10 protein-coding genes and 1 pseudogene are annotated in these 14,146 nt (G+C 60.1%); 7 read left to right on the top strand and 4 right to left on the bottom strand.

The features are described from left to right. Nucleotides 1-20 precede the first annotated feature (20 nt). The 3 genes from catA to ACOI6Z_RS18925 form a co-directional block, all read right to left on the bottom strand. Nucleotides 21-947, bottom strand: a complete 927-nt coding sequence (gene catA / locus ACOI6Z_RS18935) for a catechol 1,2-dioxygenase (RefSeq protein ID WP_032453017.1) — start codon at nt 945-947, stop codon at nt 21-23. Between the two features lie 69 nt (nt 948-1,016). Beyond that, nucleotides 1,017-1,307: a muconolactone Delta-isomerase gene (gene catC, locus ACOI6Z_RS18930; RefSeq protein ID WP_023289855.1), complete on the bottom strand. Its 291-nt coding sequence runs from the start codon at nt 1,305-1,307 to the stop codon at nt 1,017-1,019. A gap of 19 nt (nt 1,308-1,326) precedes the next feature. Continuing rightward, on the bottom strand, nt 1,327-2,490 hold the full coding sequence (locus ACOI6Z_RS18925; protein WP_074423623.1) for a muconate cycloisomerase family protein: 1,164 nt from the start codon (nt 2,488-2,490) through the stop codon (nt 1,327-1,329). 171 nt (nt 2,491-2,661) lie between these two features. Here ACOI6Z_RS18925 and ACOI6Z_RS18920 point away from each other — a divergent pair. Next, nucleotides 2,662-3,498 (top strand): annotated as a pseudogene (locus tag ACOI6Z_RS18920) (IclR family transcriptional regulator domain-containing protein). Here ACOI6Z_RS18920 and kmrA read toward each other — a convergent pair. Beyond that, complete coding sequence (gene kmrA / locus ACOI6Z_RS18915; RefSeq protein ID WP_065812587.1) at nt 3,493-4,992, bottom strand: efflux MFS transporter KmrA; 1,500 nt, start codon at nt 4,990-4,992, stop codon at nt 3,493-3,495. The pseudogene ACOI6Z_RS18920 and the gene kmrA sit on opposite strands and share 6 nt — an antisense overlap. A gap of 119 nt (nt 4,993-5,111) precedes the next feature. On the opposite strand from kmrA, the gene ACOI6Z_RS18910 reads away from it, so the two are divergent. From ACOI6Z_RS18910 to narI, 6 genes are all read left to right on the top strand, one after another. Then, on the top strand, nt 5,112-5,687 hold the full coding sequence (locus ACOI6Z_RS18910; RefSeq protein WP_065812595.1) for a TetR family transcriptional regulator: 576 nt from the start codon (nt 5,112-5,114) through the stop codon (nt 5,685-5,687). Nucleotides 5,688-5,862: 175 nt separating this feature from the next. Next, a complete protein-coding gene (locus tag ACOI6Z_RS18905) occupies nt 5,863-7,245 on the top strand; it encodes a NarK family nitrate/nitrite MFS transporter (protein WP_023289860.1) in 1,383 nt (460 codons plus the stop codon). 113 nt (nt 7,246-7,358) lie between these two features. Then, nucleotides 7,359-11,099 (top strand): nitrate reductase subunit alpha, encoded by a 3,741-nt coding sequence (locus ACOI6Z_RS18900; protein WP_065812586.1) that lies wholly within the window; start codon nt 7,359-7,361, stop codon nt 11,097-11,099. Continuing rightward, nucleotides 11,096-12,640, top strand: coding sequence for a nitrate reductase subunit beta (narH, locus tag ACOI6Z_RS18895; RefSeq protein ID WP_023289862.1), 1,545 nt, complete (start codon nt 11,096-11,098; stop codon nt 12,638-12,640). Before ACOI6Z_RS18900 ends, narH begins: the two co-directional genes overlap by 4 nt. Next, complete coding sequence (gene narW, locus ACOI6Z_RS18890; protein WP_023289863.1) at nt 12,640-13,335, top strand: nitrate reductase molybdenum cofactor assembly chaperone; 696 nt, start codon at nt 12,640-12,642, stop codon at nt 13,333-13,335. The genes narH and narW overlap by 1 nt, the downstream gene beginning before the upstream one ends. Continuing rightward, nucleotides 13,332-14,012 (top strand): respiratory nitrate reductase subunit gamma, encoded by a 681-nt coding sequence (gene narI / locus ACOI6Z_RS18885; protein WP_023289864.1) that lies wholly within the window; start codon nt 13,332-13,334, stop codon nt 14,010-14,012. Before narW ends, narI begins: the two co-directional genes overlap by 4 nt. The last annotated feature ends 134 nt before the right edge of the window (nt 14,013-14,146 follow it).

Below are 14,146 nucleotides of genomic sequence, written 5' to 3'. Positions count from 1 at the left end.
CCCGGGGCCGTTACAGCAGATTACGCTTTGGCGCGCAGGCGGGCGCCGCGCTGCTCTTCGTCGGCGCTGAGCGCTTTACACAGGGTGAAATCAAAACAGACCTCAGTGTGCTCTCCCTCAAGGTCGCGCATCGCGATAGTCTCGCGGTCCGTCACTTTGATCGGGTCGGCAATCAGGCCGTCGCGGGTGGCAAAGGCAAAATCATCCCACAGGTATTTATCGCCGCTGAGGTTGATCTGGCTGGTGAGATGTTTATGCCCCGGCGCGGAGACGAAGAAGTGAATGTGCGCCGGACGGTTGCCATGGCGGCCTAACCGATCCAGCAGCTTCTGCGTCGGGCCATCCGGCGGACAGCCGTAGCCGGAAGGCAGGATGCTGCGCACGCTGTAGCGGCCATCGGCGCCGGTGCGGATCCGCCGGCGCAGGTTGTATTCGCTCTGGCTCGGGTCGAAGAAGGAGTAATTGCCGAGGGTATTGGCGTGCCAGATATCGACAATGGCGTTGGCCACCGGCCGGCCCTCGGTATCGTTGACCTGGCCATGCAGCCACATCACTTCCCCGGCGTCGGCGCCATCATCCATCCGGGCGTGGCCGTCCGCCAGCGGCGCATTAGCCACATACAGCGGCCCTTCGATGGTGCGCGGGGTGCCGGTTTCCCGGCGCGCCGCCGCGTCAATGGCGTCCTGACGCAGGTCGAGGAAATGCTCCAGACCCAGTCCCGCCGCCAGCAGCGCCGCCTCCTGACGGCCGCCCAGCGCATGCAGATAGTTCACCGCATGCCAGAACTCTTCTTCGGTGACGTTATAGTCGTCGATCAGCGTACAGATATTCTCCAGCAGACGGTGAATAATGGCTTTAAAACGTTCGTTACCGCCAGGGACATGTAAACCCGCGCCTTCACGTAATAATTTCTGCACGGCTTCTTGTTGTACGAAAGCATTACTCATCATTATTCTCTCTTATCGTTGTAGGGTATTTCCCGGGTCACCCCGGCATAAGGTCAGGTGTTATTATTATTAGCTATCGTCGTCACGAACAGACGAGGGATGACGGCACAGCGCCTCGACGCGAATATCCATAAAAGGATACAGCGGCAATCCCATTAATATTTGATGTAACTCTTCGGCATCGTTGACATCGAAAATACTGACATTGGCGTAAAGACCGGCGACGCGCCAGATATGTCGCCATTTGCCTTCCCGCTGTAATTGTTGTGAATAGGCTTTTTCGCGTTGCTTTATTTCCTCCGCTTCGGCGACGGGAAAGCCAAGCGGAATATTCACGGTCATCTCCACTTTAAATAGCATGTGTTTCTCCTGTTACCCGCTACGCCTGGCGGGTGTAAAAACGCAGTTTGTCTTCATCCAGCTCGACGCCAAGACCCGGGGTTTGCGGGAGCACCACCTCGCCGTCGGCAAAGGAGAGCGGTACGCGGACGATATCGTCTTTCAGCAACAGCGGGCCGAACATCTCGGTGCCCCACTGCAGCGGCAGCGTCGACCAGGCGTGCAGCGAGGCGACAGTCCCCACGGTCCCCTCCAGCATGGTGCCGCCATACAGGCCTATCCCCGCCGCCTGGGCGACGCGGGCCAGCGCCAGTACGCTATTCGGTCCGCCGGCCTTGGCTATTTTCAGCGCGTAAGCGCCGGTAAAGCCCTGCTGCGCCAGTTGATAGCCATCGTAAGCGGTGGCTACCGCTTCGTCGGCGAGGATCGCGGTTTCAATATGCTGGCTCAACCGCACCAGCGCCGCGTTGTCGTGGGCGCTGACCGGCTGTTCGATGAGGTCGACGCCCATCGCCGCCAGCTCGCGGCAGCCTTTCGCGCCGGTCGCGGCGTCCCAGGCCTGGTTGACGTCGACGCGGATGCTGGCGCGATCCCCTAACGCTTCCACAATGGCGCGGGTATGGCGCAGGTCGGTAGCTAATTCGCGGGCGCCAATTTTCAGCTTGAATGCCCGATGGCGGCCCTCTGCTAACAATTTTTCCCCTTCGGCAATATCTTTTGCGGTATCGCCGCTGGCTAACGTCCACAGCACCGGCAAGGACGTTTGCAGCGCGCCGCCGAGCAGCGCCGACACCGGCAGGCCCAGCGCTTTGCCCTGGGCATCCAACAGCGCGGTTTCAATGGCGGACTTCGCAAAGGTGTTGCCTTTAATGGCGCTGTTCATGCGGGCGGTCAGCGCATTCAGGTTATCGGCCGGTTGCCCCAGCAGCAGCGGCGTCAGGTAATGCGTTATCGCCGACGAGATAGCCTCCGGGCTCTCGACGCCATAGCTCAAGCCGCCGATGGTGGTGGCCTCGCCAATGCCGCAGATGCCGTCGGAGCGAGTAAGGCGCACGATCACCAGCGTCTGACATCCCATGGTGGTCATCGACAATTTATGTGGCCGGATGGTTGGGACATCCACAATCCAGCTCTCAATACCTTCTACGGTGGCAGTCATTTTCGCTTCCTGATGAGATGTATAACTTTTTGTACCCACTTCCATAACGGGGAGGGCTGTGCCATTGACAATAGGGTTCGGTCTGGCGGGTGGTCAACGGCGATAATCGAAATGTTGTGCGATTATCGGCACGTTTGTTAAAAGGCGGTTAATAATGTGATCGCGGTGGTAAAACCGGCACAATTCAGGACGGTGCGGTTTGCGCACGGTATAGTGATGCCCCGTGAGCTTTGCAATGCAACGGAGAGGGAATCCATGCGTGACCATACCCCCACCACCCTAAGCGCCAGGCAGGCCGAGCACGATCCCAACTTTATGCTGTCTCTGGCTCGCGGGCTGGAGGTGCTTAACGCCTTTACCCCGCAGCGTCAGCGGCTGACCATTTCCCAGTTAAGCCAGAAAACGCAAATTTCCCGCGCGGCGGTGCGCCGCTGCCTGTATACCCTCGCCGCGCTGGGCATGGTCCATAGCCCGGATGGCCGCCATTATGAGTTGTTGCCCCGGGTGCTGGCGGTGGGCCATGCCTATCTCGCCGGCACCCCGCTGGCGAAAGTGGCGCAGACGGCGCTGGATAGCCTCGGCAAAGCCCTCGGCGAATCCTGTTCGGCGGCGACGCTCGATGGGGATAACGTGCTCTATATCGCCCGCGCCGCGGTGAATAATTTACTGAGCGTCGATCTCGGACGCGGCAGCCGTCTGCCGGCGTGGGCGACGTCGATGGGTCGCGTATTGCTCAGCGCGCTGCCGGAGGAGCAGCTGTAGGTGACACTGTCACGCGCCGTGCTCATTCGCTACACCCCACACACCCTATGCGATATGGCCGGGCTACGCGCGGAGATTGATCGGGTGCGCATGCAGGGCTATGCCCTCGCCGACCGCCAGATAGAGGTGGGCCTGTGCTCGCTGGCGGTGCCGGTGCTGTCGCGTCATGGCCAGGTGGTGGCCGCGCTGAATGTCGGAGTGCCGGCCGCGACGGTCAGCGCCGGGGCGTTAAAAGAGAAGGCCCTCGCCCCGCTACGCCGCGCGGCGATGGACCTGTCGCTACAGCTATAGCGCCGACGGCGGCTTCGTCGCCGTGGCGAGGCTGCGCCAGATCCCGGCGGCCAGCAGCAGCAGCATGACCCCCGCTGTCGCCAGCACCAGGCTGTGCGCCTGGGTAAAGGCCGCCTTCGCCGCCGCCATTAGCGCCTCCGCCACCCCGGCGGGCAGCGCCTGGGTCAGGCTGACCGCCTCGCCGATCGATGACGACGCCTGCTGCGCCATCGTCTCATTCAGCCCGGACGGTAGCACAATGGTGGCGCTGTAGCTGCGGGTGAGGATCAGGCCGAACAGCGCAATGCCGAGTCCGGCGCCCAGCTCATAGGCCATGGTTTCGATCGCCCCGGCCGCCGCCGCTTTCTCCTTCGGCGCCGCCGCCATAATGGCGGAGCTGGAGGCCAGCAGCGCGCTGGCGACGCTAAAGCCCAGCAGCGTCATCAGCCCCCAGGCCAGCCAGTGTTGAGTGCTGAAATCGGTCAGCGCCAGGCCCAGAAAGCTGAAGGCGCTCAGCAACATCCCGCCGGTAGCCACCTCGCGCAGTCCGAGCTTTGACACCAGCATCCCGGCAATCGGCCCGCTAAAGCCGCTGGCCACCATCACCGGCAGCATAAACATCCCCGCCTCGAACGGCGTTTTCTGATGCACAAACTGCAGCTCCTGCGCCATCAGCAGCTCAAAACCCACCAGGGTAATCAGGGCCGTCATCGCCATCATCACCCCGCTTAAAATAATGCGATGGGTGAACAGGCGCATATCCACCATCGGCCGGGCCGCCGACAACTGTTTGCGGATAAACCAGGTCAGCATCGCCGCCCCGCCGATCGCCACCAGCGCGGTGAGCCACAGCGCCAGCTGGCCCTTTAGGGCCGATTTGGCGCTAAACACCAGCATCAGGATCGCCGCAATCAAAATGAGCGCCTGCAGCAGGTTCAGCGGCTGGTCGCGGCGCGCGGGCTGGCGCGGCACCACTTTCGCGTTAATGGCGATAACCACCAGCACAATCGGCACGTTGATCAGGAACACTGATCCCCAGTAGAAATGCTCCAGCAGCATGCCGCCCACCAGCGGGCCAAAGGCCGCGCCGCCTGAGCCCACCGCCGCCCACAGCCCCAGCGCCATATTGCGCTGGTTGGCCTCGGCGAAGGTGCTGCGGATCCCGGCAAGCGTCGCCGGAACGATCATCGCCGCCCCCACCGCCAGCAGGGCGCGGGAGGCAATCAGCGTCAGGGCGGTCGGCGACAGCGCGGCGCACAGCGAGGCGACGCCAAAAATAGCGCTGCCGAGCAGCAGCAGACGTTTAAAGCCGATTTTATCGCCAAGGGCGCCCATCGGCAGCACCATCCCGGCCATCACCAATGAATAGATATCAATGATCCACAACAGCTCATTACCGCTGCTGCCCAGCGCGACGCTGAGGGTCGGCGCGGCCACATGCAACACCGTGGCGTCAATCGCCACCGGAATATAAACCAGCAAAATCGCCATCAGCGTCATCCATTGCCGTGACATAGCGTGTACCTCAATGTTAGAACTTGGACACATGTCCAGGATGGCGATCCTGCCGGATTGTTGAACACATGTCCAACTTTTTGTTACACTCGGCCAAAGCCAGATATCAGCGGGGTTCTATGCACTATTTACAGCGGGATGTGCGACGGGAAGGAATTATGCAGGCCGCCATGCGTCTGGCGCTGCGCGGCGGCTTCAGCGCCATGACCGTCCGGCAGATCGCCCGCGAGGCGCAGGTGGCCGCCGGACAACTGCACCACCACTTCGCCTCCATTGGCGAGCTGAAGTCCCAGGTGTTCATCCGTCTTATCCGCGAGATGCTGGACATGCCGCTGGTGGCGGAGGATGCCAGCTGGCGCGAGCGGTTATTCTCGATGATCGGCAGCGAGGATGGCCGGCTGGAACCCTATATCCGCCTGTGGCGGGAAGGCCAGGTGCTGGCCGACAGCGACCCGGACATCAAAGCGGCCTACCTGCTGACCATGACCATGTGGCATGCCGAGACCGTGGCGATCGTGGAACAGGGTCTCGCCTGCGGTGAGTTTCACTCGACCGAGCCGCCGGTGGATATCGCATGGCGTTTTATCGCCCTGGTGTGCGGCCTCGACGGGATTTACGCCCTCGGCACCCAAACCCTGGACGAGACGGCGTTTAGCCGTTACGTCAATAAGATGATTACGCTGGAGTTATTTTAGTTAAATTTTACATTTAGTAACAATTAATCCCGCTACGCTCTCCACGTGCTCTCCGACAGCACGTTTTTTTTATCTACGCTTTTTAGATAACGCCAATTAAGGGTTATTCACCGTCACCTTGTATTCAGCTGTTGACCTTATTTATTTACTCCATTCCGGGCAATTAGAGGGCAATATGTCGGTACAAAATGAGAAAGATAATCATTACCTTTTGAAAAACTGGCGGCCAGAAAATAAGGCCTTCTGGGAAAACAAGGGTCAGGCCATTGCGAGAAGAAACCTCTGGATATCAGTCACCTGCTTACTACTTGCCTTCTGCGTATGGATGTTATTCAGCGCCGTGGCGGTCAACCTTAATAAGGTCGGTTTTCATTTCACTACCGACCAGCTTTTTTTATTAACCGCACTTCCTTCACTTTCCGGCGCGATATTACGGGTCCCCTACTCCTTTATGGTACCCCTCTTCGGCGGGCGCTACTGGACCGTATTAAGTACAGTGATCCTAATTGTGCCTTGTATTTGGTTAGGCGTGGCGATCCAGAATAGCGCTACTCCATTCTGGGTATTTATTGTTATTGCGCTGCTGTGCGGTTTTGCCGGGGCTAATTTTGCTTCCAGTATGGGAAATATCAGTTTCTTTTTTCCCAAAGCCAAACAGGGCAGCGCGCTGGGGGTCAACGGCGGCCTGGGCAATCTCGGGGTCAGCGTGATGCAGATGGTCGCCCCGGCGGTGATCTTCCTGCCGATCTTCACCTTCCTCGGCGTCCATGGCGTCACCCAGCCCGATGGCTCGACCATGGCCCTGAGTAATGCGGCGCTCGTCTGGGTACCCCTCCTGCTGCTTGCCACCGCTGCCGCCTGGTTCGGTATGAATGATATCGCCAGTTCGAAGGCCTCGATTCGCGATCAGCTTCCCGTACTCAAGCGCCCGCATATGTGGCTGTTGAGCCTGCTCTATCTGGCGACTTTCGGCTCATTTATCGGCTTCTCCGCCGGCTTCGCCATGCTGGCGAAAACCCAGTTTCCTGCGGTCGACATTCTCAAGCTGGCTTTCTTTGGACCGTTTATTGGCGCGCTGGCGCGCTCGTTCGGCGGGATCATCTCCGACCGTCTGGGCGGTGTGCGGGTGACGCTGGTCAATTTCGTGCTGATGGCGCTCTTTACCGGTCTGCTGTTCCTCACCCTGCCGGGCAGCGGATCCGGTAGCTTCCTCGCCTTCTACGTGGTGTTTATGGGTCTGTTCTTAACCGCCGGGCTCGGCAGCGGCTCCACCTTCCAGATGATCGCCGTCATCTTCCGTCAGCTCACCATCGAGAGCGTGAGGCAGCGCGGCGGCAGCGAAGAAGAAGCGCAGCATGAAGCCGTGACCGATACCGCTGCCGCGCTGGGCTTTATCTCGGCAATTGGCGCCATCGGCGGCTTCTTTATCCCGAAAGCCTTCGGCACCTCGCTGGCGATGACCGGTTCGCCGGTCGGGGCGATGAAGGTCTTCTTCGTTTTTTACGTGGTTTGCGTATTGGTGACCTGGCTGGTCTACGGCCGTCGTAAACCCGCTTAACTATAACGATTTATCTGCCGGATGGCGGCTTCCGCCTTATCCGGCGTACGCGTTCGTTCGCTCATCCGGCCGGGTGGCACGATGCCGGACTTTATCGGAGCAGGAGAAATGTCATGAGTAAACTACTGGATCGCTTTCGCTACTTTAAGCAGAAAGGCGAAACCTTTGCCAACGGCCACGGTCAGGTCTACAACAACAACCGTGACTGGGAAGACAGCTACCGTCAACGCTGGCAGTTCGACAAAATTGTCCGCTCCACCCACGGCGTGAATTGCACCGGCTCCTGCAGCTGGAAAATTTATGTCAAAAACGGTCTGGTGACCTGGGAAACCCAGCAGACCGATTATCCGCGTACCCGCCCGGATCTGCCGAACCATGAACCACGCGGCTGCCCGCGAGGCGCCAGCTACTCCTGGTATCTCTATAGCGCCAACCGTCTGAAGTACCCGCTGGCGCGTAAACGGCTGATTGCGTTGTGGCGCGAAGCACTGGCTGAGTTTCCCGACCCGGTGCAGGCCTGGGATAGCATCATGCAGGATCCGGCCAAAACCACCAGCTATAAAGCGGCGCGCGGCAAAGGCGGCTTTGTCCGCTCCAGCTGGAAAGAGCTGAATCAGCTCATCGCCGCCGCCAACGTCTGGACCATCAAACACTACGGCCCGGACCGTGTCGCCGGGTTCTCGCCGATCCCGGCGATGTCGATGGTCTCCTACGCGGCGGGTACCCGCTATTTATCCCTTATCGGCGGCACCTGCCTCAGCTTCTACGACTGGTACTGCGATCTGCCCCCGGCCTCGCCAATGACCTGGGGCGAGCAGACCGACGTGCCGGAATCCGCCGACTGGTACAACGCCAGCTACATTATCGCCTGGGGCTCCAACGTGCCGCAGACCCGGACCCCGGATGCCCACTTCTTCACCGAAGTACGCTACAAAGGCACCAAAACCATCGCCATCACCCCGGACTATTCGGAAGTGGCCAAACTGTGCGACCACTGGCTGGCGCCGAAGCAAGGTACCGACAGCGCGCTGGCGATGGCCATGGGCCACGTCATCCTCAAAGCCTTCCACCTTGATAACCCGAGCGATTACTTTCTTAACTACTGCCGCACCTATACCGACATGCCGATGCTGGTGATGCTTGAGCCGCGCGACGATGGCAGCTATGTGCCAGGCCGCATGCTGCGCGCCTCCGACCTGCTGGATGGACTGGGCGAAACGAATAACCCGGAATGGAAAACCGTCGCCTGCACCGCCGACGGCAAACTGGTGGCGCCAAACGGTTCCATCGGCTTTCGCTGGGGCGAAAAAGGGAAATGGAACCTCGAACCGCTGGCTGACGGCAAAACGGTGGAGCTCACGCTGTCTCTGCTGGATATTCGCGACAGCGTGGCGTCAGTCGCCTTCCCCTACTTCGGCGGCAATGAAAACCCGCATTTCCGCAGCGTGCCGCAGGCACCGGTAACCCTTCATCCGCTCCCGGTGAAACAGCTGACGCTGGCCAGTGGCGAAAGCGGCCTGGTGGTCAGCGTATATGACCTGATTCTGGCTAACTACGGCCTGGACCGAGGGCTTGATGATGTCAATGCGGCGAAAGATTTCGCCGAGGTTAAAGCCTATACCCCGGCGTGGGCGGAGCAGATCACCGGCGTGCCGCGCCAGCATATCGAACAAATCGCCCGCGAGTTCGCCGATACGGCGCATAAAACCCATGGCCGTTCGATGATTATCCTCGGCGCCGGGGTAAACCACTGGTACCACATGGATATGAACTACCGGGGGATGATTAACCTGCTGGTGTTCTGCGGCTGCGTCGGCCAGAGCGGCGGCGGCTGGTCGCACTATGTCGGCCAGGAGAAGCTGCGCCCACAGACCGGCTGGCTGCCGCTGGCGTTCGCGCTGGACTGGAACCGCCCGCCGCGGCAAATGAACAGCACCTCCTATTTCTACAATCACGCCAGCCAGTGGCGCTATGAAAAACTGACCGCGCAGGAGCTGTTGTCGCCGCTGGCCGACGCCAGCAAATTTAGCGGCAGCCTTATCGACTTCAACGTCCGCGCGGAACGGATGGGCTGGTTGCCTTCTGCGCCACAGCTCAACGTCAACCCGCTGACCATCAAGCAGCAGGCCGAGGCCGCCGGGCTATCGCCCTCGGAGTTCACGGTGCGGTCGCTAAAATCCGGCGAGATCCGCTTTGCCGCCGAGCAGCCGGACAGCGGTAAAAACCATCCGCGGAACCTGTTTATCTGGCGCTCTAACCTGCTGGGATCGTCCGGTAAGGGGCATGAGTACATGTTGAAGTACCTGCTCGGGACCGACAGCGGTATTCAGGGGGATGAACTGGGCGCCAGCGATGAGGTGAAACCTGAGGAAGTCGAGTGGCAGACGGCGGCTATCGAGGGCAAACTCGACCTGCTGGTGACGCTGGATTTCCGCATGTCCAGTACCTGTCTCTTTTCCGATATTGTTCTACCGACCGCCACCTGGTACGAAAAAGACGATATGAACACCTCGGATATGCATCCGTTTATCCACCCGCTTTCCGCCGCCGTCGACCCGGCGTGGGAGGCAAAGAGCGACTGGGAGATTTACAAAGATATCGCCAAATCCTTCTCGCAGGTCTGCGTCGGCCATCTCGGGAAAGAGACCGACGTGGTGCTGGTCCCGCTGCAGCATGACTCTCCGGCTGAGCTGGCGCAGCCGTTCGAGGTGCTTGACTGGCGCAAGGGCGAATGCGATCTGATCCCCGGGAAAACCGCTCCGTCGATTGCCCTGGTGGAGCGCGACTATCCCGCCACCTGGGAACGCTTCACCTCTCTCGGGCCGCTGCTCGATAAGCTTGGCAACGGCGGAAAAGGCATCTCGTGGAATACGCAAAGCGAAGTCGATTTCCTCGGCAAGCTTAACTACCTCAAGCAGGACGGTCCGGCCAAAGGCCGGCCGCGGATCGACAGCGCCATTGACGCCTCCGAAGTTATTCTCAGCCTCGCGCCGGAAACCAACGGCCAGGTGGCGGTGAAAGCCTGGCAGGCGCTGGGAGAATTTACCGGTCGCGACCACACTCATCTGGCGCTGAATAAAGAGGATGAGAAGATCCGCTTCCGCGATATTCAGGCGCAGCCGCGCAAGATCATCTCCAGCCCAACGTGGTCCGGACTGGAAAGCGAGCACGTCTCCTACAACGCCGGTTATACCAATGTGCACGAACTGATCCCGTGGCGCACCCTCTCCGGGCGGCAACAGCTGTATCAGGATCATCCGTGGATGCGGGCTTTCGGCGAAAGCCTGGTGGCTTATCGCCCGCCCATTGATACCCGCAGCGTCAGCCAGATGAAGGCCGTGCCGCCGAACGGTTTTCCGGAGAAAGCGCTGAACTTCCTGACCCCGCACCAGAAATGGGGGATCCACTCCACATACAGCGAAAACCTGCTGATGCTGACGCTGTCGCGCGGCGGGCCGATCGTCTGGCTCAGTGAAACTGACGCCAGAGAGCTGGGCATTGAAGATAACGACTGGATTGAAGCGTTCAACGCCAACGGCGCCCTCACCGCCCGGGCGGTGGTGAGCCAGCGCGTGCCGCCGGGGATGACCATGATGTATCACGCTCAGGAGCGGATTATGAATATCCCGGGTTCGGAAGTGACCGGCCGCCGCGGCGGCATTCATAACTCCGTCACCCGCGTCTGTCCGAAGCCGACGCACATGATCGGCGGCTACGCCCAGCTGGCCTATGGCTTTAACTACTACGGCACCGTCGGCTCCAACCGCGACGAGTTCATCATGATCCGCAAAATGAAAAATATTGCCTGGCTGGATGACGAAGGTCGCGATCAGGTACAGGAGGCGAAAAAATGAAAATCCGTTCTCAGGTTGGAATGGTGCTGAATCTGGACAAATGCATCGGCTGTCACACCTGCTCGGTCACCTGTAAAAACGTCTGGAGCAGCCGGGAGGGCATGGAGTACGCGTGGTTCAATAATGTGGAAACCAAACCGGGCATTGGCTACCCAAAAAACTGGGAAGATCAGGAGCAGTGGCAAGGCGGCTGGATCCGCGGCATCAGCGGTAAACTGACGCCCCGCCTCGGCAATCGGGTTAGCGTGCTGTCGAAGATATTCGCCAACCCGGTGCTGCCGGCGATTGACGATTACTACGAACCTTTCACCTACGATTACCAGCATCTGCACAACGCGCCGGAGGGAAAATATCTGCCTACCGCCCGCCCACGCTCGCTGATCAGCGGCGAGCGGATGGATAAAATTGACTGGGGCCCGAACTGGGAGGAACTGCTCGGCGGTGAGTTCGAGAAACGCGCCCGCGACCGTAACTTCGAAGCCATGCAGAAAGAGATGTACGGCCAGTTCGAAAACACCTTTATGATGTACCTCCCGCGCCTGTGCGAGCACTGCCTCAACCCGAGCTGCGTAGCCACCTGCCCGAGCGGCGCCATCTACAAGCGTGAGGAAGATGGCATCGTGCTGATAGACCAGGACAAATGCCGCGGCTGGCGGATGTGCATCAGCGGCTGTCCATATAAAAAAATCTACTTTAACTGGAAGAGCGGCAAGTCGGAAAAATGCATCTTCTGCTATCCGCGCATTGAGTCCGGGCAGCCAACGGTGTGCTCCGAAACCTGCGTCGGGCGCATCCGCTATCTCGGCGTCTTGCTGTATGACGCCGACCGTATCGAAGAGGCTGCCAGCGCCGAGCATGAAACCGACCTCTATGAGCGCCAGTGCGAGGTATTCCTTAATCCAAACGATCCGGCGGTCATCGAGGAAGCGTTAAAACAAGGCATCCCCCACAATGTCATTGAGGCGGCGCAGAAATCGCCGGTCTATAAGCTGGCGATGGACTGGAAGCTGGCCCTGCCGCTGCATCCGGAGTATCGCACCCTGCCGATGGTCTGGTATGTGCCGCCCCTGTCGCCGATCCAGTCGGTTGCCGACGCCGGCGGCCTGCCCAACAACGGCGCCATCCTGCCGGCGGTTGAGAGCCTGCGCATTCCGGTCCAGTACCTGGCGAACCTGTTGAGCGCCGGGGATACCGGACCGGTATTGCGCGCGCTGAAACGGATGATGGCAATGCGCCACTACAAGCGCTCGCAAACCGTCGAGGGCGTGACCGATACCCGGGCAATTGAAGAGGTGGGACTCAGCGTTGAGCAGGTCGAAGAGATGTATCGCTATCTGGCGATCGCCAACTACGAAGACCGCTTCGTGATCCCCACCAGCCATCGCGAACTGGCGGAGGACGCCTTCCCGGAACGCAACGGCTGCGGCTTTACCTTCGGCGACGGCTGTCACGGGTCAGATACGAAATTCAACCTGTTTAACAGCCGGCGGATTGACGCCATCGACGTCAGCGGCGTGCGTAAGCATGGGGAGGGAGAGTGATGCGGATCCTGAAAGTGCTCGGTCTGCTGCTGGAGTATCCCGACGAGGTGCTGTGGGAGAACCGCGACGAAGCCCTGGCGCTGGTCAGCGCCGATATCCCTTCACTGACGCCCTTTGTCGGGGAGCTGCTGGCGGCGCCGCTGTTGGATCGCCAGGCCGACTGGTGCGAGGTGTTCGAGCGAGGGCGCGCCACCTCGCTGCTGCTGTTTGAACATGTGCATGCTGAGTCCCGCGACCGTGGCCAGGCGATGGTGGACCTGATGAATCAGTATCAGCAGGCAGGTCTGCTGATCGATTGCCGTGAACTGCCCGACTATCTGCCGCTGTATCTGGAGTATCTCAGTATTTTACCCCTCGCCGACGCCCGCGAAGGGCTGCAGAATATCGCGCCGATTCTGGCGCTGATCGGCGGCCGCCTGAAGCAACGAGAATGCTCGTATTATCAACTGTTTGACGCTCTGCTGGAACTGGCAAAAAGCCCGCTCAACAGTGACAGTGTCACCAAACAGGTGGCGGGAGAAAAGCGCGACGATACCTGTCAGGCGCTGGACGAAGTGTGGGAAGAAGAGCAGGTGAAGTTTATTGAAGATAATGCGACCGCTTGCGACAGCTCGCCTATGCAAGCTTATCAACGACGCTTTAGCCAGGATGTGGCGCCGCTGTACGTCGACATCCGCGCCGGAGGCCCGAAATGATCCAGTATCTGAACGTCTTCTTTTACGATATCTACCCTTACCTTTGCGGCGCCGTGTTTCTGCTCGGCAGCTGGCTACGCTACGACTATGGGCAGTATACCTGGCGCGCGTCATCCAGCCAGATGCTGGATAAACGCGGGATGGTGCTATGGTCGAACTTGTTTCATATCGGCATTCTCGGCATTTTTTTCGGCCATCTCTTTGGCATGCTGACCCCGCACTGGGTCTACTCGTGGTTCCTGCCAATGTCGCAGAAGCAGCTGATGGCAATGATCCTCGGCGGCGTGTGCGGGGTGCTCACCCTGGTGGGCGGAATCGGCTTGCTGGCGCGCCGCCTGACCAACCCGCGCATTCGCGCCACCTCCACCACGGCAGATATTTTGATCCTGTGCATTTTGCTGATTCAGTGCGCGCTGGGGCTGACGACGATCCCCTTCTCCGCCCAGCATCCGGACGGCAGCGAAATGCTCAAGCTGGTGGACTGGGCGCAGGCGGTGGTCACCTTCCACGGCGGCGCCTCGGCGCATCTGGACGGCGTGGCCTGGATTTACCGCGTCCACCTGGTGCTGGGGATGACCATCTTCCTGATCTTCCCGTTCACCCGTCTGGTTCACGTCTGGAGCGCGCCGGTGGAGTATTTCACCCGCCGCTACCAGGTGGTGCGCTCCCGACGCTGAGCGCTGGCGGCTGTTATCCTTCATCCTAACCGGTAGCCCGGACGCGGCCTTCGCGCGAGTCCGGGTAGTTATCGACCCGGCTCCAGCCGTTATGCCGGGCGGCGGCTGTCGCCTTACCCGGCCTACAGGGCCCT

Source organism: Klebsiella sp. C239 (genome assembly GCF_048822715.1).
Classification (GTDB): domain Bacteria; phylum Pseudomonadota; class Gammaproteobacteria; order Enterobacterales; family Enterobacteriaceae; genus Klebsiella; species Klebsiella quasipneumoniae.
Note: the sequence above shows the minus strand (reverse complement) of the source record. Positions and strands in the feature narration are given on the sequence as shown.

What these genes read in the sequence shown, in the direction of transcription:
- catA (WP_032453017.1), bottom strand. Translation starts at nt 947, where the DNA reads ATGAGTAATGCTTTCGTACAACAAGAAGCCGTGCAGAAATTATTACGT.
- catC (WP_023289855.1), bottom strand. Translation starts at nt 1,307, where the DNA reads ATGCTATTTAAAGTGGAGATGACCGTGAATATTCCGCTTGGCTTTCCC.
- ACOI6Z_RS18925 (WP_074423623.1), bottom strand. Translation starts at nt 2,490, where the DNA reads ATGGAAGTGGGTACAAAAAGTTATACATCTCATCAGGAAGCGAAAATG.
- kmrA (WP_065812587.1), bottom strand. Translation starts at nt 4,992, where the DNA reads ATGTCACGGCAATGGATGACGCTGATGGCGATTTTGCTGGTTTATATT.
- ACOI6Z_RS18910 (WP_065812595.1), top strand. Translation starts at nt 5,112, where the DNA reads ATGCACTATTTACAGCGGGATGTGCGACGGGAAGGAATTATGCAGGCC.
- ACOI6Z_RS18905 (WP_023289860.1), top strand. Translation starts at nt 5,863, where the DNA reads ATGTCGGTACAAAATGAGAAAGATAATCATTACCTTTTGAAAAACTGG.
- ACOI6Z_RS18900 (WP_065812586.1), top strand. Translation starts at nt 7,359, where the DNA reads ATGAGTAAACTACTGGATCGCTTTCGCTACTTTAAGCAGAAAGGCGAA.
- narH (WP_023289862.1), top strand. Translation starts at nt 11,096, where the DNA reads ATGAAAATCCGTTCTCAGGTTGGAATGGTGCTGAATCTGGACAAATGC.
- narW (WP_023289863.1), top strand. Translation starts at nt 12,640, where the DNA reads ATGCGGATCCTGAAAGTGCTCGGTCTGCTGCTGGAGTATCCCGACGAG.
- narI (WP_023289864.1), top strand. Translation starts at nt 13,332, where the DNA reads ATGATCCAGTATCTGAACGTCTTCTTTTACGATATCTACCCTTACCTT.